Source organism: Paenibacillus sp. Y660 (genome assembly GCF_057221575.1).
Genome location: NZ_JBXBBJ010000008.1, coordinates 70,522 through 91,837 on the forward strand (window position 1 = coordinate 70,522; position 21,316 = coordinate 91,837).

The window sequence follows — 21,316 nt, forward strand, 5'->3', positions numbered from 1 at the left end:
TGTCCGAAGGTATAGACCTAGGACAGTCTTTTTTTCGTGGATCGTGCAACTTCCCACTTGTACGGCGCGTCTAGTTTATGAATAAATTGGAAAAGCATTGGAGGGTGAAGCAGTGAAGAGGAATAATCGGAAGAGGCTTGCTGTTATGCTGTCGACGGCGATGCTGATGAGCGTAATGCCTGCTGCGGCATTTGCTGAAAGCGTTAACAAGCAAGTTGGTGAGAGTGCGGCAGCGCAGACAGCTCCTGCATCGGAAGGAGATAAGATGGGAGAAGCAATAAAAGCTCCGGTGAATGTCGCGATAACGAAGGAGAAGGCGGAGGCACTGGCTAGGCAGTATGTGAGCATACCGAAGGAGTACTTGCTACAAGGAGCTAGTCTTTCTATGGATATGCTGGCAAGCGGAAAGCGCAATTCGTGGGGACTCGACTTCGTGAAGAAAGCAAACGGCAAGCATTTGGGCAGCATATATGTTCGTATTCATGCGGACAAGGGACAACTGCTGGAATTCAGCTCTTATACCAATAACCCATCTGCCAAGCCGACATACCCGCTTAAGGTTGAACGTGATGCCGCACAGCAAATCGCGCTCCAATTCATTGATAAAATAGCTGCTGATTACAAGGCGCAGATTCGTTACAATCCGGATTACGGCGTACAGCTGCTGCCGCCATTATCGGGTGAGATGCTCCACTCGCTCCGATATGACCGCGTCGTTCAGGGCATTCCATATGTCGATAACTTTATTGAGCTGGATGTCGATAGCGAAGGGCATATTCGGAGGTATTCTCTGCAGTGGGATGATACGGTTACCTTTCCGAAGATCGATACGAAGCTAACGTTAGAAGTTGCGAATGCCAAGCTTCGGGCAGCGGCAGCTCCTCAGCTTGCTTATATCTTGCCCCGTAATATGCAGGGAGTAAGAAAGCCTGTGCTGAGCTACGAGCTTCAGGCCGTGTCTATTGATGCGGTTACCGGGGAGCCAAAGGAACAGCGGACGGATTTGTACTTTGGAGCAGGTACCGTTTCTGATGCGCCAGTGACGGAGAAGCCGTTAGGCGAGGCGCCTAAGGCGGCGTCGGTTACAGAGAAGCAAGCGGCTGATGCGGTCAAGGCGGCGTTCAAGCTGCCCGCTGGCGCGGAGCTGAGCGGTTCGAATTACAGTGAAAACAACAACGAGAGCACCGGTAAGCTAGAGGCGTATTGGCATTTAAATTGGTCGATCAAAAAGGATGGCAAGGAGCTTGGCTCTGCTTCTGCAACGGTTGACGGGCGAAGTGGGGCTGTCCGTAATTTTTACACGTATACGTACAATGAGCAAAGTCAGTCAGGGAGCCCTGGCGTAACGCTTGAGCAAGCGTCGACACTTGCGGTAGATGCGGTTAAAAAGCATTTGCCATGGCTGACGCATGAGCTTTATTTGGTAAAACCCGACCCTAAGCAATATGAAGGAAAAGATACAGGCGAGAACCGCCAATATGATTTCAACTTTGTGCACAAAATTCATGGAGCTGCGGTCGAATATGACCGTATTAACGTATCCATTGATTCACGCACAGGGGAGATCGTCAATTACGGTGCCGATCTTTCTGATTTTGAGTATCCAACTGCCGCTCCGGCTTTGATCAAGAGTGAGCAGGCCGTGGAGCAATGGTTGACCTATTATCGCACGCAGCTGACGTATCGCCTTAATCAGCAGTTTTCATGGAACGGCCAGCCGATTCCAATTGAGAAATATAAGGTAATGCTTGCAGCGGGTGAAATAAATGGCAACGAGGTGGAGTCGACTACCGAAGCAGAGCTTGTCTACAGGCTCGTACCTAGGCTGATAGATGAGTCCGTATTTCTTGATGCCGAAACGGGTGGCTGGCGCAATCGTGAAACAGGCGAAGCGACGCAGCTAGAGAAGCCGAAGGCACAGGACACCCAGGGGCATTTTGCGCAGCGTCAGCTGGAGTTGATGGTGGCATACAAGGCGCTTGATGTGAAGAACGGTCAGGTGCGCCCGAATGAGCTGGCCACGCGCGGCGAGCTTATCAAGATGCTGGTGCTGGCTAGAAACGGCGGACGTTCACCGGGATTGTTAACCTCAGCCGATCGTTCATCAGCCAAAGCATCATTTGATGATGTTGCCTACGGTTCCAACTATTTCGTTTACGTAGAGTCCGCCCTGGAGCAAAACCTGATCGATGTAGGCGACGGGTCCTTCAATCCAAACGGCAAAGTGTCGCGCGACGAGATGGCAGAGCTGATCGTGCGTGCGCTTGGCTACAATGCGCTTGCGAATTATGATCATATTTTCAAAGCGACATTTAAGGATGCTGCGCAGATTGAGAACAAAGGTCAGGCGTCGATCGTCGTTGGTCTCAAAATTATGAGCCTGTCTGATGGCAAGTTTTTGCCTAAGAAGCAGGTGACGCGCGGCGAGGCGTCAGCAGCCTTCTTCCGCTATTTGCAATCGCGCGCTGAGCTGCAGGAAGCACCTCTTCGAATGTAGCGATATGATGTGAAAATAAAAAGGCTTGGATACTGCCAGCGATGAGCGGCGGTATTCAGGCCTTTTTGGTACGTGATAATGAACAATTGCTAATCCGTTTTCTTCTTTTTGGAAGTGAAATTGGACGTGGACTTCGTATCCTCGATCGTATCGTTGACGAATGCCATATCCTGATTTTTTGCGTTCATATTCGTCGTTCCCTTGTAATTGCCCTTGTGCGTTTGATTTTCCATAAGCTCACCTCCTTTAAAATTCTTGAATCACAACACAACGTACTTCGTACGCGTGTGTTTGCAATTGCGGATACTTAGCTTGTGTATTGAAACGGTCCTTTATTCGGCATAAAGCTTAGTGAAAGTGGCTTCCAGAAGCCGTTGGCACTTTCAATGTAGGGAACGCTGGGGTATAATAGCTGGAGTTGTTTACTTTCGGGAAAATAGGGGTGTCTTATCGCATGGCATTGAAAGCTGGAATCGTGGGTCTGCCGAACGTCGGCAAATCGACATTATTTAACGCAATTACACAAGCAGGGGCAGAATCTGCCAACTATCCTTTTTGTACAATAGATCCTAATGTTGGCGTAGTTGAGGTGCCGGATGAGCGTTTGGACAAGCTGGTTGAGCTTGTCGTTCCGAAGAGCATCGTGCCAACGGCATTCGAATTTGTTGATATCGCAGGCTTAGTAGCAGGCGCGAGCAAGGGCGAAGGTCTTGGCAATAAGTTTTTGGCGCATATCCGCGAGGTTGACGCGATTGTACACGTCGTTCGCTGCTTCCAAGATGACAATATTACGCATGTAGCAGGAAAAGTAGATCCGATCAGCGATATCCAAACGATTAACTTGGAGCTGATTTTGGCGGATATTGATTCCGTTGACAAGAAGATCGACCGTTCCCGCAAAAACCTAAAGGGCGGCGACAAGAAGGTTGCCCAGGAAATCGAAGTGCTTGAGCGCATCAAGGAAGCGTTGTACAACGATATGCCTGCTCGCAGCGTAGAGCTGAGCGAAGACGAGAAGCTGCTCGTTCGCGATTTGCATTTGCTGACGATGAAGACCGTATTGTACGCGGCCAATGTGAGCGAGGATGAGGTTTCAAACTCGGACGACAATGAGTATGTTCAACGCGTTCGTGATTTCGCAGCTGCGGAAGGCGCTGATGTGGTGCCGATCAGCGCGAAGGTAGAAGCGGAAATTGCTGAGCTTGAGGGCGAAGACAAGGAAATGTTCCTTGAGGAGCTGGGCATGTCTGAGTCCGGCCTTAACCGTTTGATCAGCGCAGCTTATAGATTGCTAGGGCTGTACACGTATTTTACAGCAGGCGTGCAAGAGGTTCGCGCATGGACGATTCGCAAAGGAACGAAAGCGCCGCAAGCGGCTGGCGTTATTCATACCGATTTCGAGCGTGGCTTCATTCGTGCCGAGGTTGTATCCTTTACGGATCTTGCAGCAGCTGGCTCGATGGGTGTGGCTCGCGAGAAGGGGCAAGTTCGCCTTGAGGGCAAGGAATATGTCGTGCGTGACGGCGACGTCATCCATTTCCGTTTTAACGTGTAAAAAAATTGGGAATAATAAGGCCCTGTGAGTGCAGTACTGCGCTTGCGGGGCTTTATATTGAATTTGGGCGCGGTTTACTGGTTGTAATCCAAACCAGCAGTCGATACAATGCCATTGATATGGTATAATGAACATTATCCTAATGGAATAAACAGAGGTGAATGATCGTGTTTGACCGTTTACAAGCACTCGCAGACCGGTATGAGAAGCTGAGTGAGCTATTGTGTGATCCGGATGTATCCAGTGATCCCAAGCGGCTTAGAGAGCTCTCCAAGGAGCAGTCGGATTTACAAGAGGCTTATGATGCCTTTACGGAATATAAACAAGTTACCGAGCAGCTCGACGATGCCAAGCTGATGCAGGCAGAGAAGCTCGATGACGAAATGCGTGAAATGGTAAAGATGGAAATTGACGAATTGAGCAAGCGCCAAGCTGAGCTTGATGAGAAAATTCGCATCGTACTATTGCCTAAGGACCCGAACGACGACAAGAACGTTATCGTTGAAATTCGCGGCGCTGCGGGCGGCGATGAAGCTGCTTTGTTCGCATATGAGCTTTATCGTATGTATACAAAGTTTGCCGATACGCAAGGCTGGAGAGTGGAGCTGATGGATTTCAGCGAGAACGATCTGGGCGGATTCAAAGAGGTTATCTTCATGATTACGGGCAAGGGCGCGTACAGCAAGCTGAAGTTTGAGAGCGGCGCGCATCGCGTACAGCGTATTCCGGTAACGGAATCAGGCGGACGTATTCATACCTCGACTTCCACGGTAGCGGTTATGCCAGAGGTTGAAGATGTTGAGGTTGAAATTCTCGACAAGGATATTCGCGTCGATACGTTCTGTTCGAGCGGAGCAGGCGGTCAATCGGTTAACACGACGAAATCCGCGGTACGTGTATTGCATGTTCCTACAGGAATCATGGCCACTTGCCAAGATGGCAAATCGCAGAATGAGAACAAAGCGAAGGCACTTGCCGTGCTTCGTGCACGCATCTCCGATGTTCGTCGCCAAGAGGAAGAAGCAAAATATGCCGGCGAGCGGAAGAGCAAGGTTGGAACGGGAGATCGCAGCGAACGTATTCGTACGTACAATTTCCCGCAAAGCCGTGTAACGGATCACCGCATTGGACTAACGCTTCATAAGCTGGATTCCGTGATGAACGGTGATTTGACGGAAGTGATTTCGTCGCTCACGATTGCGGAGCAAGCTGATCTGATGGAACGTGAAATGGCTTAAACCATGATGCGCTGGGTTGTTGGATGCTTACGATAAGCATCCAGCGGCCTGGCGTTTTATTAGGTTACGGGGAGCTCGTGGAGCTGGAGCAGCGATGTGGAAGAGTGGACGGCAGCTCATGGAGCTGTAGCGGGAATGTGGAAGAGTGGACGGCGGCTTATGGAGCTGTAGCGGGAATGTGGAAGAGTGGACGGCGGCTTATGGAGCTGTAGCGGGAATGTGGAAGGAGTGAACGGCATGAATGTTGGTCAATGGTTTACGCTGCCGCTATCGATTCGTGAGGCAAGCATGCGAGCCGCCTCTTTGTTGAAGGAGGAAGCGGTCGAAGAGCCGCGCAATAATGCGGAGCTGCTGCTCATGCATTTGCTCGATATCGACCGGGCAGCGCTGCTTCGCGACGGAGGGGAACCTTTCCCACCCGATAAACTGGCCGATTGGGAGCAGCTCGTGCGCCGGAAGGCGCTGGGCGAGCCCGTCCAATATATGATCGGCGAGCAGTGGTTTTATGGCCGGCCGTTTGCTGTATCGCCAGCCGTGCTTATTCCACGGCCGGAAACGGAGCTGCTCGTTGAGGCCGTGCTTGAAGCGGCCGATCTGATCTGGCCGCAGGCAGCGGGTGGGCGCGGCAGCGCAGGTGAAGAGCTGGCGCCGACGATCGTTGACGTCGGCACAGGCAGCGGCGCCATCGCCGTCACGCTAGCTGCGCAGCGTCACGCGTGGCGCGTGTGCGCGTCCGACCTGTCGCCGGACGCGCTGGCAGTCGCCCGCACGAACGCGGCCCGGCATGAATCGGCGGACCGGATAGCGTTCGTGCAGGGCGACCTGCTCATGCCCTTCATACCTGGGCATGAACAGAGTGCGCACGATCGGCTTCGCATCGATGTGCTGGTCTCCAATCCGCCGTACATACCTGTGGCGGATATGCCAGGGCTGCAGCGCGAGGTGCGCGACTATGAGCCGCATCTCGCGCTGGAGGGCGGGGCGGACGGCTTAGATCCGTACCGCCGCATGCTGGAACAGCTCCCGCTGCTCGTTCAGATGCCTCGCATCGTCGCCTTCGAGCTCGGCATGGGCCAGCCTCGCATCGTCGCAGACATGATGCGCAGCATGGGCGCATGGGATGATGTCCGCATCATCAATGACTATGCGGGAATCGAACGCCATGTCATTGCGGTTCAGTCGCAGCCGCGTTAATAGAAAAATGCCTTTTTCTTACTCAATATGGAGAAATATAATAGGATGCAGCCGAATGGATATCCGGCAGCATCCTATTTTGTTTGATTAATGCTTTAATTGCTTGTTCCTTAAGTCCTCGCCACGCTTGGAATTAGATCCATTGCAGAAAGTGCAACAGAAACCTGACATGACCCCCAGAATGACGAGCTACAATGCATAAATGCAGCAGAAATAGCTAATAAGGTGAAAACTGAGGCCAGAATGGGTGATTCTGTTGTATAAACTGCAGCGTAGCAAAGGAGCTGAGTTTGTTTGAGTGATTCTGTTTGTATAAACTGCAGCGTAGCAAGGTGCTAAATTAGATAAGTGTTTCTGATGCAGACTGCAGCGTAGGAGTCAAGTGTAACTAAGGCTTTTTTGCAACACAACCTGCATAAAATTCTCCCCATCAACCCAACCCCATTAACTCTTGCCACTAACCCCGCCCACTTATTCCGGCATCATATTCGTGCTAATCGCAATACGATTCCAAGCGTTAATCGTAATGATCGCCATAATGATCTCCGCAACCTGCGTACTGTCAAAATGGCGAGCAACCTCATCATACACCGCATCTGGCACATGCTCTTTCGTAATAACGGTGACAGACTCCGTCAAGGCGAGCACGGCACGCTCTGCTTCCGTAAAGAACGGAGTGTCGCGCCAAGCGCTCAAGGCGTAGATCCGCTTCTCTGTTTCCCCAAGCTCTCTTGCGTCCTTGGTATGCATATTGATACAGTACGCACAGCCGTTTATTTGAGAAGCGCGAATTTTAATCAATTCCTGGAGCTGTTTATCGATGCTGGTCGTGCCCAGGTATTTTTCCAACCCAAGCATTGCTTGGTAAGCGCTTGGCGTTTCTTTCATAATTACGGTTCTCTTTGTCATGCTCTTCAATCTCCTCTATTATCCGATTTGTCAGCCCATTTGAGCTAAATGCGATTCTTCATCATCTAAGACAAAGCAGCGACACCGGTTGTGACAGAAGAACAAAAAAAGATTTTATATTCAGTTGCATCGATTTGGACGCGCTTCAGCCTATCAGGATGCAGTATGATATAAAATCGCTATTCGACCCTGACATGCTTCAGCTTGTCGGGATTCAGCATGACGTATATCCGCTCAACCCTCTGCTCGGACTCATCCAGCCGGAAGCTGATGACGCTTCTAGGCTTGCCATCTTTTATAATAATGATGCCGAATTGTCCGTTCACGATAGCAAACTGATGGCCATCGCCTAGAAAGGTTTTTGGAATGACGCCTTTCAAAAAGGCCACGACGCGAGCTCTGCTGATAATAGCGAATATAACGGCACGAACTTTTCCTCCGCCATCAGAAACGAGTACAGCCTCTTCCGTCAAAAGCGAAATAAGCTTGTCAAAGTTTCCGGATGCCGCAGCCTCCATGAAGGTAACAGCGAGCGGCTCGGATTTGTCCGAGTTGACCGGCAGCGACTCCCGTTCCCTTTGGAGTTTTTCCTTGGCGCGGCTATAAATTTTCCGGCAATTGGCTTCCGATTTCTGCAGGCAAGCTGCGATTTCATCGTAATCATACTGAAGCGATTCCCGAAGTATGAACACGGCCCGCTCGACTGCAGAGAGCTGCTCCAGCATGACCAGCAGCGCGTAGGAGACCGACTCGTGAAGGTCATACAGCTCAGCCGGGTCTTGCTTGGCCGTAACGACTTCTGGCTCAGGGAGCCATTCCCCGATATAAATCTCTCTGCGTTTACGCGCGGATTGATTAAGATTTAAGCTGCGATTCGTTACCATTCGAATTAAATAGGCTTTTTCATTGCTTATGTCGTTAGCATCCAATCGGCTGTAATCTGCAAATACGTCCTGGACCAGATCCTCGGCTTCGCTGAAGGAGCCGAGCATGCGGTAGGCGATCGAATGGAGCAGCGGCCGATAGGCGGCATAGGTAGTTTCAAAATTTATGGGCAACCGTCCTTATCTCGTGAAAAATTGAGGTGCTGCAAGCTGGCTGTTGCGCTAGTGTTCTTACTGACATAATTATAACGTGCCATTCATCTGCTGCGTAAAGCTTTCGAACTTCCTATTCTTACTCTCATCAATGAAATAAAAAAGATAGATTGCTAGGTTTATATATTAGGACATACGGACATAATGACGGATAGATACGTTCCGGAACGCAAGCAGACGCACTGACGGGTGCGACGAGAGGAGCTTGTGTTGCATGTCCAGCCATTATTCCATTCATTCCTATTCTAATATTTCGAAGTCCGCTCAATCTCATTCGGTTCGTTCAAATAAATTTGCTTACCGCAAATCATATGGTTTTATTGTCTTTGCTATTGTTATTTTAATTATGAGCTGGGAAGCTCAGAAGATGGATGCTGCGCTTGCAGGCGGTCAAATTCCGCAGGAAGCGATTCGTTTGCGTATATTAGCCAATTCCGATAATCCCGCTGACCAAGTCGTTAAGCGTCTTGTGCGGGATGAGATCGTTAAAGCGATGAATGGCTGGGTCACGGGTCCTCAGACGATTGAGGAAGCTCGTCAGACGATTATCGCAAATATGCCTGAAATCGAACGGATTACTGAAAAAGTATTGAAGAGCCGCGGCTTTGACTATGGCTCCTCCGCGGAGCTTGGCATGGTGCCTTTCCCGACAAAAATGTATGGGAATGAAGTATATCCCGCTGGCGACTATGAAGCGCTCCGTATTACGCTTGGCGAAGGCAACGGCCAAAATTGGTGGTGCGTGCTGTTCCCTCCGCTTTGCTTCATTGATGCAGCGACCGGCGAGGCTTCGGCAGCGCCTGCCGAGGAAACGGTACAGACTGCGGCGGTGAAGGCAGATCCAGCCCCTGAGAAAGCAACGGCAATGCAAACAGCGGCTGCAGCAGCACCTGCAGCTGCGCCTTCCGAAGGCGAAGCGCCGGAAGCGAAGTTTTTTCTCTGGGAAATGATCAAATCGTTTATCGATTGGATTAAATCGTTGTTTGCATAATAAGCGGCAGTTCCTTCTGATGTTGTGAAGAAGGGACTGTCGTTTCTTCTTTCGTTTCTTCTTTCGTTTCTGCGTTCGTTTCTTCTTTCGTTTCAGCTTTCATTTCAGCTTTCGTTTCTGCTCGTTTTGGAGCGCTTGTGCTATAATAGCGGATGAATGGACAATTTAATTTTAGCGGCAAGGATTGAAGGATAGAGATGACGACAACAAATATATGGCGCGTGAAGAAGGATGGTAATGATCAGCTCCGCGAGAAGCTTGCGGAGGCTGCTGGTCAGCTTAAGGAAGGCGGAATAATTGCTTTTCCGACGGAGACGGTGTACGGGCTTGGCGCGGATGCTCGAAACACTGCAGCTGTTGAGCGGATATTTACCGCAAAGGGGCGCCCCTCGGACAATCCCCTTATTGTCCATATCGCTCGCCGTGAGCAATTGGATGCGCTGGTACTGCCTTATCCGCAGCTCGCCGCAGCGCTGATGGATCGTTTTTGGCCGGGACCGCTTACGATTGTGCTGCCTGTTCGTGACGGTGTGCTCTCTCCGCTTGTGACGGCCGGCTTGTCAACTGTGGGCATTCGGATGCCGGATCATCGAACGGCGCTTGCGCTGCTGGCGGAAGCGGGCTGTCCGATTGCCGCGCCGAGCGCGAACCGATCGGGAAGACCAAGTCCCACGCTTGCCGAGCATGTGCTGGACGATTTGGACGGTCGCATCGATGGCGTAGTGGATGACGGACCGACAGGTGTAGGCTTGGAATCGACGGTGATCGAGCTGGTTGGCGAGCATGGCATACGTATTTTGCGCCCAGGCGGAGTAACGCTTGAGGAGCTGCAGCAAGCGGCGCCGGCTGCGACAATTGATAACGGCTCGGCAGAGCAGCCTGAGGCGGCCCCGCGTTCCCCTGGCATGAAGTATACGCATTATGCTCCGCAAGGGGAGCTCGAGCTCGTACAAGGCGAATCTGAGGCTGTTGTGGCGTACATTCAAGAACAAGCAGGAGCTGCGAGGGCACGCGGCGAGATTACGGGCGTGCTCGCCTTTGAAGAACGGCTTAAGCGTTATGAGGCGGACTCCGTACTTTCTTTTGGCAGCGAGAAGGAGCTGGGTGCAGCCGCGCATCTTCTGTATGCTGCGTTGCGTGATTTTGACAGTGCTGGCGCGCAGCGCATATGGGCGGAGGGCTGCAGCGGAGATGGCATTGGCGCTGCTCTGATGAACCGTCTGGCTAAAGCTGCGGGCAACCGAATTATTTGCGTATAGGCAGGTGTAAGCAGCGGTTTGAAAGTAATTTCTGTACATCGAAAATTTAGCTGGCAACAGCAATAGTATGTTTGTCCTCATGTCCGCATATGTTTGGTATAGAATACAGGCGGACATGGGGGAGATAGACTTTGGTCGATGCACATTTGCATGCCGGACAGCTGCTCACGCTGCTTATTATAGCGTTGGCGCTTGGTTTAGACGCTTTTTCACTCGGACTTGGCATTGGGCTGAAAGGAATTCGGCTGCTGGATATACTAAAGCTCGGCCTTGTGATCGCATTATTTCATGTTATAATGCCGCTTGCAGGCATATTTACCGGGCAGTATGTGGGCAGCCTGCTAGGGGATGTCGCAACGACTGCCGCTGGTGTATTGCTGGTGCTGCTCGGCGGGCATATGATATACAGCTCGCTGCGCGGGGACGCGGTGCAATCTTTTGACCATCGATCATTATGGGGCTTGACGGTGCTGTCGCTTAGCGTCAGTATCGATTCCTTCTCCGTAGGGATAACGCTTGGCATGTTTGCGGCTAATATATGGACGACCATTCTGCTGTTCGGTTTTTTTGGCGGTCTGATGTCGGTGCTGGGCTTGATGCTTGGACGTAAGGTAAGCGGTAATTTTGGCGAATACGGCGAAGCCATTGGCGGAGGAATATTGTTCATCTTTGGCATCTTGTTTATTTTTTAGATGGACCGACATTTCGAATCGGGTAGAAAAGGAGTTGGCAGTGTGAAGCGTATTTTATTTGTTTGTACCGGCAATACATGCCGCTCGCCGATGGCGGAGGCTATGCTGCGCCGGATGGCTGCTCTGAGAAACATTACGGTTGCTGTACGTTCCGCGGGCATATCTACAATCGACGGACTGCCGGTTTCTGCGCATGCAGTAGAGACGCTTAGACAACGCGACATTGATCATAAAAGCACGTCTCTTGCGCTGACGAGCGAGGCAGTCGACTGGGCGGACATTATTTTGACGATGACGGCTAACCACAAGCGAGGGCTGCTGCAATGGCATCCGGAGGCGGTCGACAAAACCTATACCTTAAAAGAATACACGAATCAGGATGCGCGCGTGCTCGCCGATATTGAGGAACTGGAGCGGCTTTATTCGGAGCTCCATATGAAGCAAGCGCTTGGTCAGCAATTGACCTCGGCAGAGAGAAGCCGGCTGCTGGAGCTGGAGCGCCGTATTCCAAGCTTCGACATCGTGGATCCTTTCGGAGGCTCATTGTCGATTTACAGCACCAGCGCGAATGAAATTGAGGATGCGCTCGTGAAGCTGCTGGACAAGCTTTCTAAGAAATAATTCCACAAATGCCGCTCATGATATAGATTGATTTTTCACGAATGTTCAGCTATTATAAAAAGACAATATACGGTTTCCGATGTAACTGGCGACGGAAGTGGGTTAAACCACGGTGGAGCATCGGAATATACGGCCGGTCGCCTGGGCAAAGAGCAGCATGCTGATAAGCATGTCATGCTCTTTTTTCGTCTTTTTTTGCTAAAATAGGTATACTAGCACTGTGATGTATCATTTCGAAGGAGGTCTTTTGCGTTGAAAATTGCTATTGGTGCCGATCATGCCGGTTATCGTTTGAAGGACGAGGTTGTCCCTTTTCTTCAATCGCTCGGTCATGAAATTGAAGATGTAGGTTGCAGCTGCGACCAATCGGTTGATTATCCGGACTATGCATTGCCCGTATGCGACCTTGTTACGAGCGGCAAAGCAGAGCGGGGTATATTGATTTGCGGGACAGGAATCGGCATGTCGATTGCTGCAAATAAAGTGCGGGGCATCCGCTGCGCGCTAGTAAATGATATGTTCTCGGCTAAAGCTACACGCGAGCATAACGACACGAATGTATTGGCGCTTGGGGAACGTGTTATAGGCCCTGGAGCAGCCTTGGAAATTATTCGTATTTGGCTGGAGACACCGTTCTCCAACGGAGAGCGTCATGTAGGCCGAGTAAATAAAGTGATGCAAATCGAAGAGCAATACAGCCAGTCCTAATTGGGGGGCAATCGCAATGAGTGAGAACACCCATGTACAACCAGGAGTCATTGCAGAGCAAGTAGAGACGATTGTGCGGGAGCTGGTGACCGCGGGCAGTCTCGTTATGAGTCAACTTCTCGTCATTGGTGTAAGTACAAGTGAAGTGCTGGGCCACCGCATCGGTACAGCGGGAACAACGGATACGGCAGAGCAGATTTATGCAGGCGTGGAGGCTGTTCGCAGAGAGATTGGCTTCATTCCGGTATATCAATGCTGCGAGCATTTGAATCGTGCGCTCGTTATCGAGCGTGCTGCCGCAGAGCGTTATGGCCTTGATATCGTAGGCGCGGTGCCGGTTCCAAAAGCAGGCGGATCGATGGCGGCATTCGCCTATCGTCAGCTGGAGTCGGCTTGCTTGGTGGAGACTGTGCAGGCGCATGCCGGCATCGACATCGGCGATACGTTCATTGGCATGCATTTGAAGCGGGTTGCGGTTCCGGTTCGGCCGACAATTCGCAGTATTGGCGAAGCTCATGTGACGATGGCCGTGACGAGACCGAAGCTCATTGGCGGTTCCCGCGCAGTATATGAGCTGGAAACGAATATATCGGCGGAGCAATCAGCTGGAACATGCGAGTAGATTACATGATAGAGCCATAATGAGTTGATTTATACCATTTTAAAATACAGGCTGTTTAACTTGAGGAGGAATATTGAAATGGAAAATTTACGCAACCAAGATCCCGAAGTTCTAAAAGCGCTAGGCCTTGAGCTTGATCGCCAACGTGATAATATCGAGCTTATCGCATCCGAGAATATCGTTAGCGAAGCGGTACTTGAAGCAATGGGAAGCGTGCTGACGAACAAATATGCAGAAGGCTACCCAAGCAAACGTTTCTACGGCGGTTGTGAGCATGTGGATATCGTTGAGGACATCGCTCGTAATCGTGCAAAAGAATTGTTCGGTGCTGAGCACGCGAACGTTCAGCCTCACTCCGGCGCGCAAGCGAATATGGCTGTCTACCTCGCAGCTTTGCAGCCTGGCGATACGGTTCTCGGCATGAACCTGGCGCATGGCGGTCACTTGACGCACGGCAGTCCGGTCAACGCATCCGGTTTGCTATACAATTTCGTGGCATACGGCGTTCAAGAGGATTCCTTCACAATCGATTACGAAGAAGTTCGCAAGCTTGCTTTCAAACACCGTCCTCGTTTGATCGTAGCTGGCGCAAGTGCTTACCCGCGTACAATCGATTTCGAGAAGCTTGGCAAAATCGCGTCTGATGTAGGCGCATTGTTTATGGTTGATATGGCGCACATTGCTGGTTTGGTAGCAGCAGGCTTGCACCCAAGCCCAGTGCCTCACGCGCATTTCGTAACGACAACAACGCACAAAACGCTTCGCGGACCGCGCGGCGGTATGATCCTTTGTCGCCAGCCTTGGGCAGCGGCAATCGATAAAGCGGTATTCCCAGGCTCGCAAGGCGGCCCGTTGATGCATATTATCGCAGCAAAAGCAGTTGCTTTTGGCGAAGCTCTAAAACCGGAATTCAAGCAATATGCCGCACAGGTTGTTAAAAATGCAAAGGTTCTTTCCGAAGAGCTTGTGGCAAAAGGTTTTAACATCGTATCCGGCGGTACTGACAACCACTTGATGCTGCTTGACACGCGTAGCCTGAACATTACAGGTAAAGCAGCAGAGCATGTGCTTGATGAAGTAGGCATCACAGTAAACAAAAACGCAATTCCATTCGATCCAACCAGCCCATTCGTTACATCCGGTATCCGCATTGGTACGCCTGCAGCAACGGCTCGCGGCATGGACGAGAAAGCAATGAAGGTCATTGCGGAAGTGATCGCGCTAGTGCTTAACAGCCCACAGGATCAAGAAGTGCTTGCGAAAGCTCGCGGAATGGTTCGTGACCTGACTGCGCAGTACCCGCTTTATCCTGAAATGAAATACTAATTTTCATTTGAATTAATATAAGCAAGACCTATTTGGCACTTTAGTGCCGAATAGGTCTTTTTTTATTTTGCTTGTTTTCACAAACGATGGAGCGGTATATAATAATGGCTCTAGAAGAAAGATAATAAAGTTGATTCAAGATGAGAATAGTCATTTTTTTAGTAAAATTCATGAATGATTTTAACTTCAATTATGGTGTTGAAAGCCATTGACAATATTGTGAAGACATAAAACTTTAACAATTGATTAGTTTTTTGCAGTTCAAATGCGTTTATAATCTCAAATGAATAAGAAAAATGCCATTTGAATGGGGATTTAAAGGAATTAATCTATATTTTGTATTTCCAATAATTAATACTTTTTTATTGATTATTTATGATGATTTACTTCAAAGCGTTAAAGTAACAGAATATTAGACTGAATAAACGCTGTAAAGCATTAAAGCAATAAAATAATTAGTTGAATAAACGCGTCAAAGTGCTAAAGTATGTAGGATAAAAGTCATTTATACATAAATTTACACCTCACATTTTGTTGATAAATAATTAACATGGATGTATAGTGAAAAATATTAGTAAACTAAAATCTCTATGTTTGAAGGGGAAGAGTGCATAAACTGCAACTCAGGAAGATACATGCTTTTGCATTGTACAGGCTGTAACGTAGTGCAAACGTTTGTATATTACGCGAGTGAGGTGGTCGGTTCTGCCCATGATGAACACGGAAGAAAAAACACGGGAGGATTACAATGAGAACAAGAAAGTCTGCTTTATCCTTTATTGCTGCTTTACTCATTCTTGCTATTGTCGCAGTAGGTTGTACACCTAAAGAAGAGACAGGCAACAACGGCGCTACAAATGGAGAAACATCCGGTGCTACTAATGGCGGATCATCCGAATCGAAAGTTTTCAGAATGAACATTCACTCTGAGCCTTCGACTCTTGACCCGGCACTTATGGAAGACAATGTATCAGGTACACTTGCAACGGGTATTTACGAAGGTTTGACTCGTAAAAACGAGAATGGTGAATCCATTCCTGCAACTGCTGAAAGCTGGGAAAAATCAGAAGACGGTAAAACGTACACTTTCAAAATCCGTAAAGACGCAAAATGGAGTAACGGCGACCCTGTTACTGCAAACGACTACGAATTCTCTTGGAAACGTGCGCTTGATCCTGCTGTAGGTTCAACTTACGCTTACCAATTCTACTACATCGTTGGCGCACAAGATTACAACGAGGAAAAAACGAAAAACGCTGATGCGGTTGGCGTCAAAGCGCTTGACGCTCAAACGCTTGAAGTTAAGCTCGTTTCACCTACTCCGTACTTCTTGAGTCTTACTTCTTTCTACGTATATAACCCTGTTCATCAATCTGTGAAGGACAACGAAGCTTGGGCTGCAGATGCGGCTACAATCATCGGCAACGGTCCTTTCAAAATGAGCGAATGGCAGCACAATACATCCATTAAGCTTGTTCCTAATGAAAACTATTACGATAAAGACCAAGTGAAATTTGCTGGTATTGACTTTACAATGATTGCTGAGTCTGCAACTGAGCTTGCCAACTATGAGACAGACAAACTTGATTACACAGGTAAACCAACTGGCGAAATCCCAGCTGAACAAATCCCTGTTCTGAAAGAATCGAAAAAAGACGAGATCGTTACAAAAGGTATCGCAAGCTCGTACTATTACCAATTCAACACAGAAGAAGTTCCTTTCAATAACATAAAAGTTCGTAAAGCACTTGCAATGGCGATCGACCGTCAAGCAATCGTTGAGAGCGTAACGATGGCCGGCGAAGTTCCTTCGTTTGGTTTTGTTCCGCCAGGCATCATTGGTTTGAAAGAAGATTACCGTAACGAAGTGAAGGATGATTTCTTCACGGAGAACGTTGACGAAGCGAAAACATTGCTTGCTGAAGGTCTTTCCGAGCTGAAGCTTGATAAATTCCCTAAAGTAACATTGACGTTCAACACAAGCGACGGCCACAAGAAAATTGCTGAAGCTATCGTTGAAATGTGGCGTCAAAATCTTGGTGTCGAAGTTGGTATCGAGAACCAAGAGTTTGCCGTTCTACTGAAAAACCGTACTGCTATGAACTACCAAATCGCTCGCGCAGGCTGGGGAGCTGACTACAACGATCCAATGACTTACTTGGATATGTTCGTTACTGGCGGCGCTCAAAATAACACTGGCTTTGCTTCTCCTGAATATGATGCTTTGATCAAAAAAGCGAATGCTAGCGGAGATCAAGCTGAAAGAATTGCAGCTATGACTGAAGCAGAAAAAATTCTTATGGAATATATGCCGATCATGCCGATTTACTACTACAGCAACGTTTACATGCTTAAACCTGGATTCAAGAACATCTTCTTGGACTACAAAGGGGACATCGACTACACAAGAGGTTACTACCAAGCGAATTAGTCATCCTTCGAGCATCTGAAGTCAGGGATATATGCGGGATGTCCGCATATATCCCTTTCTTGTTGACTGATTTAGACTCTTGCACGATAGCATTTCTTCTTGTTTATATTCTGTAAGGAGGTGTCCATTGCGTTGATAAAATATGTATCCAAGAAGTTTCTGTCCATGTTTGTTTCGTTGTTTGTACTAGCGTCGGCTACGTTCTTTCTTATGAAAATCATCCCGGGCGATCCCTTTATCAGGGAGAAGGCCATTCCCGAAAAGATAAGAGAGCGACTCATGGAGATGTACGGCCTTGACCAGCCGATATGGAAACAATATTTCATGTATTTGAACAATTTGCTTCATGGCGATTTAGGGATGTCGATGAAACAGCAGTATATGTCCGTTACTCGCATTATCAAAGAGAGCTTTATCTATTCTGCGCAAATCGGCCTTTTTGCCGTCATTGTGTCTCTAGCATTTGGTTTGATTCTAGGCATCATTGCCGCGCTTAATCATCGTAAATTTTTGGATAGCTTCACGATTGTTATTGCCGTACTTGGGGTATCGATTCCCAACTTTTTGGCGGCATCTATTTTACAATTCGTTCTTGGCAGCAAGCTGCGTTGGCTTAATGTATCGGGTCTTAACGATCCTACAGATTTCATTATGCCTGTGCTTGCGCTATCTTTCCTTCCAGCCGCATTTATCGCGCGTCTGACGCGTTCAACGATGCTGGAGGTACTGTCTGCCGACTATATTAAGACAGCTCGCGCCAAAGGTCTAAGCGGCCGCATTATCTTGGTTCGTCATGCTCTACGCAATGCTATTTTGCCAGTAGTTACTTATATAGGACCGATGACAGCTAATATTATTACCGGGTCAGTTGTTGTCGAACAAATATTTGGTATAGGTGGAATTGGGAAATATTTTGTACAAAGTATTACTAACCGCGACTATACGCTCATAATGGGGCTTACTTTATTTTATGGAATTATCCTGATGGTTGCGCGGTTCTTGACTGACGTTGCTTATGGCTTTGTCGATCCGCGAATTAAGCTGACAAGAGGAGGCGGGAAAGGATGAAGGATAACACCTTTACGCCGGATCAATTCGCTAAGCTGAACAAAGATGAGAAGCACACAGAAGTCGTTGTTCGTGAAAGCATCTCTGCATGGAAAGATGCTTGGCTGCGTCTGCGTTCCAACAAAATAGCGATGTTCAGCTTAGTTGTTTTGCTAATCGTCTCCCTTATGGCGATAATTGGCCCGGGTATATCCGAGCAGGATTTTCAAACGAATCACTTGAAGGAAAAGAACCTCGGTCCGAACGGTACCTACTGGTTTGGTACCGATGATCTTGGACGAGATCTCTTCACCCGTACTTGGATGGGAGCAGGGATTTCCTTGCAGGTTGGTTTATATGCTGCATTAGCCGACTTGGTTCTCGGTGTTATTATCGGAGGAATTATGGGTTATTTCGGCGGCCGTGTCGATGAGATATTGAACCGTATATGCGAAATTCTCTACTCCATTCCAAGCATGCTTATTATCATTCTTTTGATTGTCATTTTAGAGCCGAGCATGTTCACGATAGTGCTTGCGCTTAGTATAACCGGTTGGATCAGTATGGCCTGGATTGTACGGGGCCAGATCATGCAGCTCAAAAATCAAGAGTACGTTATGGCTGCTCAGGCGCTCGGCGCAGGAACGGGGCGTATTCTGTTCCGCCATCTCATTCCGAATGCGATGGGTCCGATTATCGTAACGTTGACGCTTACTGTTCCAAGCGCTATCTTCGCAGAAGCATTCCTCAGCTTCTTGGGACTCGGCGTGCAATCACCGGCTGCTTCGCTTGGTACGATGATCAATGATGCAATTAAAGCGTGGACCCTGTATCCGTGGAGAATGATTTTCCCAGCGGCAGTTATCAGTATAACGATGCTTTGCTTTAATATTTTTGGCGATGGACTAAGAGATGCGCTTGATCCGAAAATGAAGAAGTAGGAGGTGGACATGGATGGAGAAGTTGCTTGAAGTAAAAAACCTTCGCGTTAATTTCAAAGTTCGCGGCGGAGTCGTCAAGGCGGTTCGTGGCGTTAATTTTCACGTTAATAAAGGAGAAGCAGTAGCCATTGTTGGGGAATCGGGCTGCGGCAAGAGCGTTACCGCTCAATCGCTTATGCGTTTGATTCCATCGCCTCCGGCGGAGACCAGCGGATCGATCATGTTTAAAGACAAAGAAATATTGAAAATGTCTAATAAACAGATGGAAGACATTCGCGGCAAAGAAATGGGAATGATCTTCCAAGATCCAATGACCTCGCTGAACCCTACCTTAACGATTGGCCGGCAAATTACGGAAGGTCTTATTAAGCATCAAGGGATCAGCGGCACGAAAGCGATCGTGCGGGCTATTGAAATGCTTGATCTCGTAGGTATTCCGAACGCTTCGTCACGTGTTAATCAATATCCGCATCAGTTTTCCGGAGGCATGCGCCAGCGGGCGATGATCGCGATTGCGCTTGCCTGCAATCCGTCTTTATTGATTGCGGATGAGCCTACGACAGCGCTCGATGTAACGATACAGGCGCAGATTATGCGAGTGATGAAGGATTTGCAGCAAAAGCTTGGCACTTCTATTATTCTTATTACGCATGATTTAGGCGTTGTAGCAGATATGTGTGACCGTGTTATTGTTATGTATGCCGGAAAAGTAGTGGAAACCGGAACAAAATGGGAAATTTTCAAAAATCCTAAACATCCTTATACAAGAGGGCTGCTGCGTTCGCTGCCGCGTCTCGACCAGAAGAAGGAAGATCCGCTTGTGCCGATTTACGGTATGCCGCCGGATTTAATCAAGCCGCCAGCAGGCTGCAGCTTCTGTGCCCGTTGTGATGAGGCAATGAGGGTTTGCGTGGACAATGATCCTGAATTGCTCCCGGTAGACGGCAATGAATCCCATGCTTCGGCATGCTGGCTCGCGCATCCTTATGCAAATAGGGAGGTATCGGTATGAGACAGCCGTTAATTGAAATTAATCATCTGCGCAAGTTTTTTAATCTAGGCGGCGGAGCGACGCTCCGAGCTGTTAATGATATTACCTTCTCCATTCAAAAAGGGGAAACCGTTGGTGTGGTCGGCGAATCCGGCTGCGGCAAATCGACCGCCGGACGTACAATTATGCGGCTATATGAGCCAACTAGCGGAGGCGTAACTTTCGACGGGCAGGATATCTATAAGCTACAGGGCGCTAAGCTTAAAGCGATGCGAAGAGACATGCAGATGATATTCCAGGATCCGTATGCTTCTTTGAATCCACGCATGACGGTTATGGATATTATCGGCGAAGCACTTGATATCCATAAGCTTGTAGGCAGCAAAAAGGAACGCAAGCATAGAGTGGAGCATTTGCTCGATGTTGTTGGTTTGAATCCAGACCACGCTACGCGTTATCCGCATGAATTCTCCGGCGGTCAACGCCAGCGCATAGGCATTGCGCGCGCGCTGGCGGTGGATCCGAAGTTCATCATTGCCGATGAGCCAATCTCCGCTCTGGATGTTTCTATCCAGGCGCAGGTTGTCAACCTGATGCAGGATTTGCAGCGCAGAATGGGACTAACCTACTTGTTCATCGCACATGATTTGTCGATGGTTAAGCATATAAGCGACCGCGTTGCGGTTATGTATTTAGGTAAAATCGTGGAGCTTGCTGAAAGCAGCGAGCTCTACGATAAGCCTGCGCATCCTTATACTAGGGCGCTGTTATCTGCTATTCCGATTCCGGATCCTCAGGTAGAAGCGGAGCGTGAGCGTATTGTTCTGACGGGCGATCTGCCTAGTCCAATCAATCCGCCTTCAGGCTGTCAATTCCATACGCGTTGTCCGATTGCGACGAATAAGTGCAAGGTCGATGAACCAGCATTGCTTGAAGTGAGGAAGGGGCATTTTGCCGCTTGCCACTATGCGTCCGTATAAGAAAGATAATTGAAAAATGTGAAGGAGCTGTCCTGAGGGCTATTAGCCATGATGGATAGCTCCTTTTTTTTGCAATGTCATAGATGATTTTATTAATGTATTATGGATTGTGCATAAGTCTGTTGATAACCTGTGGGCAAATGTGGATAACTTGAAGGTTTGGTTGTGTATACATTTTTTTCATTGCTTTGGGCTGGATTATAATCGGCGATAACTA

Annotated in this window: 21 protein-coding genes and 1 riboswitch; of the genes, 17 read left to right on the top strand and 4 right to left on the bottom strand. The window is 48.8% G+C overall.

The features are described 5' to 3' along the window. Nucleotides 1–112 precede the first annotated feature (112 nt). Nucleotides 113–2,497 (top strand): S-layer homology domain-containing protein, encoded by a 2,385-nt coding sequence (locus AC2TDN_RS11900; RefSeq protein WP_484688140.1) that lies wholly within the window; start codon nt 113–115, stop codon nt 2,495–2,497. An 89-nt stretch (nt 2,498–2,586) separates the two neighbouring features. On the opposite strand, the gene AC2TDN_RS11905 is transcribed toward AC2TDN_RS11900, so the two are convergent. After that, nucleotides 2,587–2,730, bottom strand: coding sequence for a hypothetical protein (locus tag AC2TDN_RS11905; RefSeq protein ID WP_482069676.1), 144 nt, complete (start codon nt 2,728–2,730; stop codon nt 2,587–2,589). Nucleotides 2,731–2,951: 221 nt separating this feature from the next. On the opposite strand from AC2TDN_RS11905, the gene ychF reads away from it, so the two are divergent. The 4 genes from ychF to prmC all read left to right on the top strand — a co-directional run bounded on the left by ychF (nt 2,952) and on the right by prmC (nt 6,484). Next, complete coding sequence (gene ychF, locus AC2TDN_RS11910) at nt 2,952–4,052, top strand: redox-regulated ATPase YchF (protein ID WP_482068149.1); 1,101 nt, start codon at nt 2,952–2,954, stop codon at nt 4,050–4,052. Between the two features lie 167 nt (nt 4,053–4,219). Continuing rightward, entirely contained in the window at nt 4,220–5,290 is a 1,071-nt protein-coding gene (gene prfA, locus AC2TDN_RS11915; protein ID WP_169084462.1) for a peptide chain release factor 1, read from the top strand. A 23-nt stretch (nt 5,291–5,313) separates the two neighbouring features. Further along, nucleotides 5,314–5,502: a hypothetical protein gene (locus AC2TDN_RS11920; RefSeq protein ID WP_484688141.1), complete on the top strand. Its 189-nt coding sequence runs from the start codon at nt 5,314–5,316 to the stop codon at nt 5,500–5,502. 25 nt (nt 5,503–5,527) lie between these two features. Next, nucleotides 5,528–6,484 (top strand): peptide chain release factor N(5)-glutamine methyltransferase, encoded by a 957-nt coding sequence (gene prmC / locus AC2TDN_RS11925; RefSeq protein WP_484688142.1) that lies wholly within the window; start codon nt 5,528–5,530, stop codon nt 6,482–6,484. A 471-nt stretch (nt 6,485–6,955) separates the two neighbouring features. Here prmC and AC2TDN_RS11930 read toward each other — a convergent pair whose 3' ends face one another. Together AC2TDN_RS11930 and AC2TDN_RS11935 are read right to left on the bottom strand one after the other, a co-directional pair. After that, the gene (locus AC2TDN_RS11930; protein WP_482068151.1) at nt 6,956–7,393 is read right to left on the bottom strand and encodes a carboxymuconolactone decarboxylase family protein; all 438 of its coding nucleotides are present in this window, start codon (nt 7,391–7,393) and stop codon (nt 6,956–6,958) included. 179 nt (nt 7,394–7,572) lie between these two features. Then, nucleotides 7,573–8,451 carry an RNA polymerase sigma-70 factor gene (locus tag AC2TDN_RS11935; RefSeq protein ID WP_484688143.1) on the bottom strand — a complete coding sequence of 293 codons (879 nt, stop codon included), beginning with the start codon at nt 8,449–8,451 and terminating at the stop codon, nt 7,573–7,575. A gap of 253 nt (nt 8,452–8,704) precedes the next feature. Between AC2TDN_RS11935 and spoIIR the strand changes: the two genes are divergently transcribed. Continuing rightward, entirely contained in the window at nt 8,705–9,481 is a 777-nt protein-coding gene (gene spoIIR / locus AC2TDN_RS11940) for a stage II sporulation protein R (protein ID WP_484688144.1), read from the top strand. Here the strand turns inward: spoIIR and AC2TDN_RS11945 are convergent. Then, complete coding sequence (locus tag AC2TDN_RS11945; protein WP_484688145.1) at nt 9,462–9,584, bottom strand: hypothetical protein; 123 nt, start codon at nt 9,582–9,584, stop codon at nt 9,462–9,464. The two genes, spoIIR and AC2TDN_RS11945, sit on opposite strands and share 20 nt — an antisense overlap. Before the next feature lie 94 nt (nt 9,585–9,678). Here AC2TDN_RS11945 and AC2TDN_RS11950 point away from each other — a divergent pair, with 94 nt between their 5' ends. The 11 genes from AC2TDN_RS11950 (at nt 9,679) to AC2TDN_RS12000 (ending at nt 21,099) form a co-directional block, all read left to right on the top strand. Continuing rightward, nucleotides 9,679–10,740: an L-threonylcarbamoyladenylate synthase gene (locus AC2TDN_RS11950; RefSeq protein WP_484688146.1), complete on the top strand. Its 1,062-nt coding sequence runs from the start codon at nt 9,679–9,681 to the stop codon at nt 10,738–10,740. Nucleotides 10,741–10,871: 131 nt separating this feature from the next. Beyond that, nucleotides 10,872–11,432 (top strand): manganese efflux pump MntP, encoded by a 561-nt coding sequence (locus AC2TDN_RS11955; RefSeq protein WP_482068155.1) that lies wholly within the window; start codon nt 10,872–10,874, stop codon nt 11,430–11,432. A gap of 42 nt (nt 11,433–11,474) precedes the next feature. Next, entirely contained in the window at nt 11,475–12,053 is a 579-nt protein-coding gene (locus AC2TDN_RS11960) for a low molecular weight protein arginine phosphatase (protein WP_484688147.1), read from the top strand. A gap of 71 nt (nt 12,054–12,124) precedes the next feature. Next, nucleotides 12,125–12,207: riboswitch (ZMP/ZTP riboswitch) on the top strand. Nucleotides 12,208–12,305: 98 nt separating this feature from the next. Further along, the gene (gene rpiB / locus AC2TDN_RS11965) at nt 12,306–12,761 is read left to right on the top strand and encodes a ribose 5-phosphate isomerase B (RefSeq protein WP_482068157.1); all 456 of its coding nucleotides are present in this window, start codon (nt 12,306–12,308) and stop codon (nt 12,759–12,761) included. A 16-nt stretch (nt 12,762–12,777) separates the two neighbouring features. Then, nucleotides 12,778–13,383: a TIGR01440 family protein gene (locus tag AC2TDN_RS11970; protein ID WP_484688148.1), complete on the top strand. Its 606-nt coding sequence runs from the start codon at nt 12,778–12,780 to the stop codon at nt 13,381–13,383. A gap of 78 nt (nt 13,384–13,461) precedes the next feature. Continuing rightward, complete coding sequence (locus tag AC2TDN_RS11975; protein ID WP_482068159.1) at nt 13,462–14,709, top strand: serine hydroxymethyltransferase; 1,248 nt, start codon at nt 13,462–13,464, stop codon at nt 14,707–14,709. A gap of 748 nt (nt 14,710–15,457) precedes the next feature. Then, nucleotides 15,458–17,140 carry a peptide ABC transporter substrate-binding protein gene (locus AC2TDN_RS11980; protein ID WP_484688149.1) on the top strand — a complete coding sequence of 561 codons (1,683 nt, stop codon included), beginning with the start codon at nt 15,458–15,460 and terminating at the stop codon, nt 17,138–17,140. A 132-nt stretch (nt 17,141–17,272) separates the two neighbouring features. Then, nucleotides 17,273–18,208: an ABC transporter permease gene (locus AC2TDN_RS11985; RefSeq protein ID WP_482068161.1), complete on the top strand. Its 936-nt coding sequence runs from the start codon at nt 17,273–17,275 to the stop codon at nt 18,206–18,208. Beyond that, complete coding sequence (locus AC2TDN_RS11990) at nt 18,205–19,128, top strand: ABC transporter permease (RefSeq protein WP_482068162.1); 924 nt, start codon at nt 18,205–18,207, stop codon at nt 19,126–19,128. The genes AC2TDN_RS11985 and AC2TDN_RS11990 overlap by 4 nt, the downstream gene beginning before the upstream one ends. A gap of 13 nt (nt 19,129–19,141) precedes the next feature. Next, entirely contained in the window at nt 19,142–20,140 is a 999-nt protein-coding gene (locus AC2TDN_RS11995) for an ABC transporter ATP-binding protein (RefSeq protein ID WP_484688150.1), read from the top strand. Further along, entirely contained in the window at nt 20,137–21,099 is a 963-nt protein-coding gene (locus AC2TDN_RS12000; RefSeq protein ID WP_484688151.1) for an ABC transporter ATP-binding protein, read from the top strand. Before AC2TDN_RS11995 ends, AC2TDN_RS12000 begins: the two co-directional genes overlap by 4 nt. The last annotated feature ends 217 nt before the right edge of the window (nt 21,100–21,316 follow it).

What these genes read in the sequence shown, in the direction of transcription:
- AC2TDN_RS11975 (WP_482068159.1), top strand. Translation starts at nt 13,462, where the DNA reads ATGGAAAATTTACGCAACCAAGATCCCGAAGTTCTAAAAGCGCTAGGC.
- AC2TDN_RS11920 (WP_484688141.1), top strand. Translation starts at nt 5,314, where the DNA reads ATGCTTACGATAAGCATCCAGCGGCCTGGCGTTTTATTAGGTTACGGG.
- AC2TDN_RS12000 (WP_484688151.1), top strand. Translation starts at nt 20,137, where the DNA reads ATGAGACAGCCGTTAATTGAAATTAATCATCTGCGCAAGTTTTTTAAT.
- spoIIR (WP_484688144.1), top strand. Translation starts at nt 8,705, where the DNA reads ATGTCCAGCCATTATTCCATTCATTCCTATTCTAATATTTCGAAGTCC.
- AC2TDN_RS11905 (WP_482069676.1), bottom strand. Translation starts at nt 2,730, where the DNA reads ATGGAAAATCAAACGCACAAGGGCAATTACAAGGGAACGACGAATATG.
- ychF (WP_482068149.1), top strand. Translation starts at nt 2,952, where the DNA reads ATGGCATTGAAAGCTGGAATCGTGGGTCTGCCGAACGTCGGCAAATCG.
- AC2TDN_RS11970 (WP_484688148.1), top strand. Translation starts at nt 12,778, where the DNA reads ATGAGTGAGAACACCCATGTACAACCAGGAGTCATTGCAGAGCAAGTA.
- AC2TDN_RS11930 (WP_482068151.1), bottom strand. Translation starts at nt 7,393, where the DNA reads ATGACAAAGAGAACCGTAATTATGAAAGAAACGCCAAGCGCTTACCAA.
- AC2TDN_RS11990 (WP_482068162.1), top strand. Translation starts at nt 18,205, where the DNA reads ATGAAGGATAACACCTTTACGCCGGATCAATTCGCTAAGCTGAACAAA.
- AC2TDN_RS11950 (WP_484688146.1), top strand. Translation starts at nt 9,679, where the DNA reads ATGACGACAACAAATATATGGCGCGTGAAGAAGGATGGTAATGATCAG.
- prmC (WP_484688142.1), top strand. Translation starts at nt 5,528, where the DNA reads ATGAATGTTGGTCAATGGTTTACGCTGCCGCTATCGATTCGTGAGGCA.
- AC2TDN_RS11945 (WP_484688145.1), bottom strand. Translation starts at nt 9,584, where the DNA reads ATGAAAGCTGAAACGAAAGAAGAAACGAACGCAGAAACGAAAGAAGAA.
- AC2TDN_RS11980 (WP_484688149.1), top strand. Translation starts at nt 15,458, where the DNA reads ATGAGAACAAGAAAGTCTGCTTTATCCTTTATTGCTGCTTTACTCATT.
- AC2TDN_RS11995 (WP_484688150.1), top strand. Translation starts at nt 19,142, where the DNA reads ATGGAGAAGTTGCTTGAAGTAAAAAACCTTCGCGTTAATTTCAAAGTT.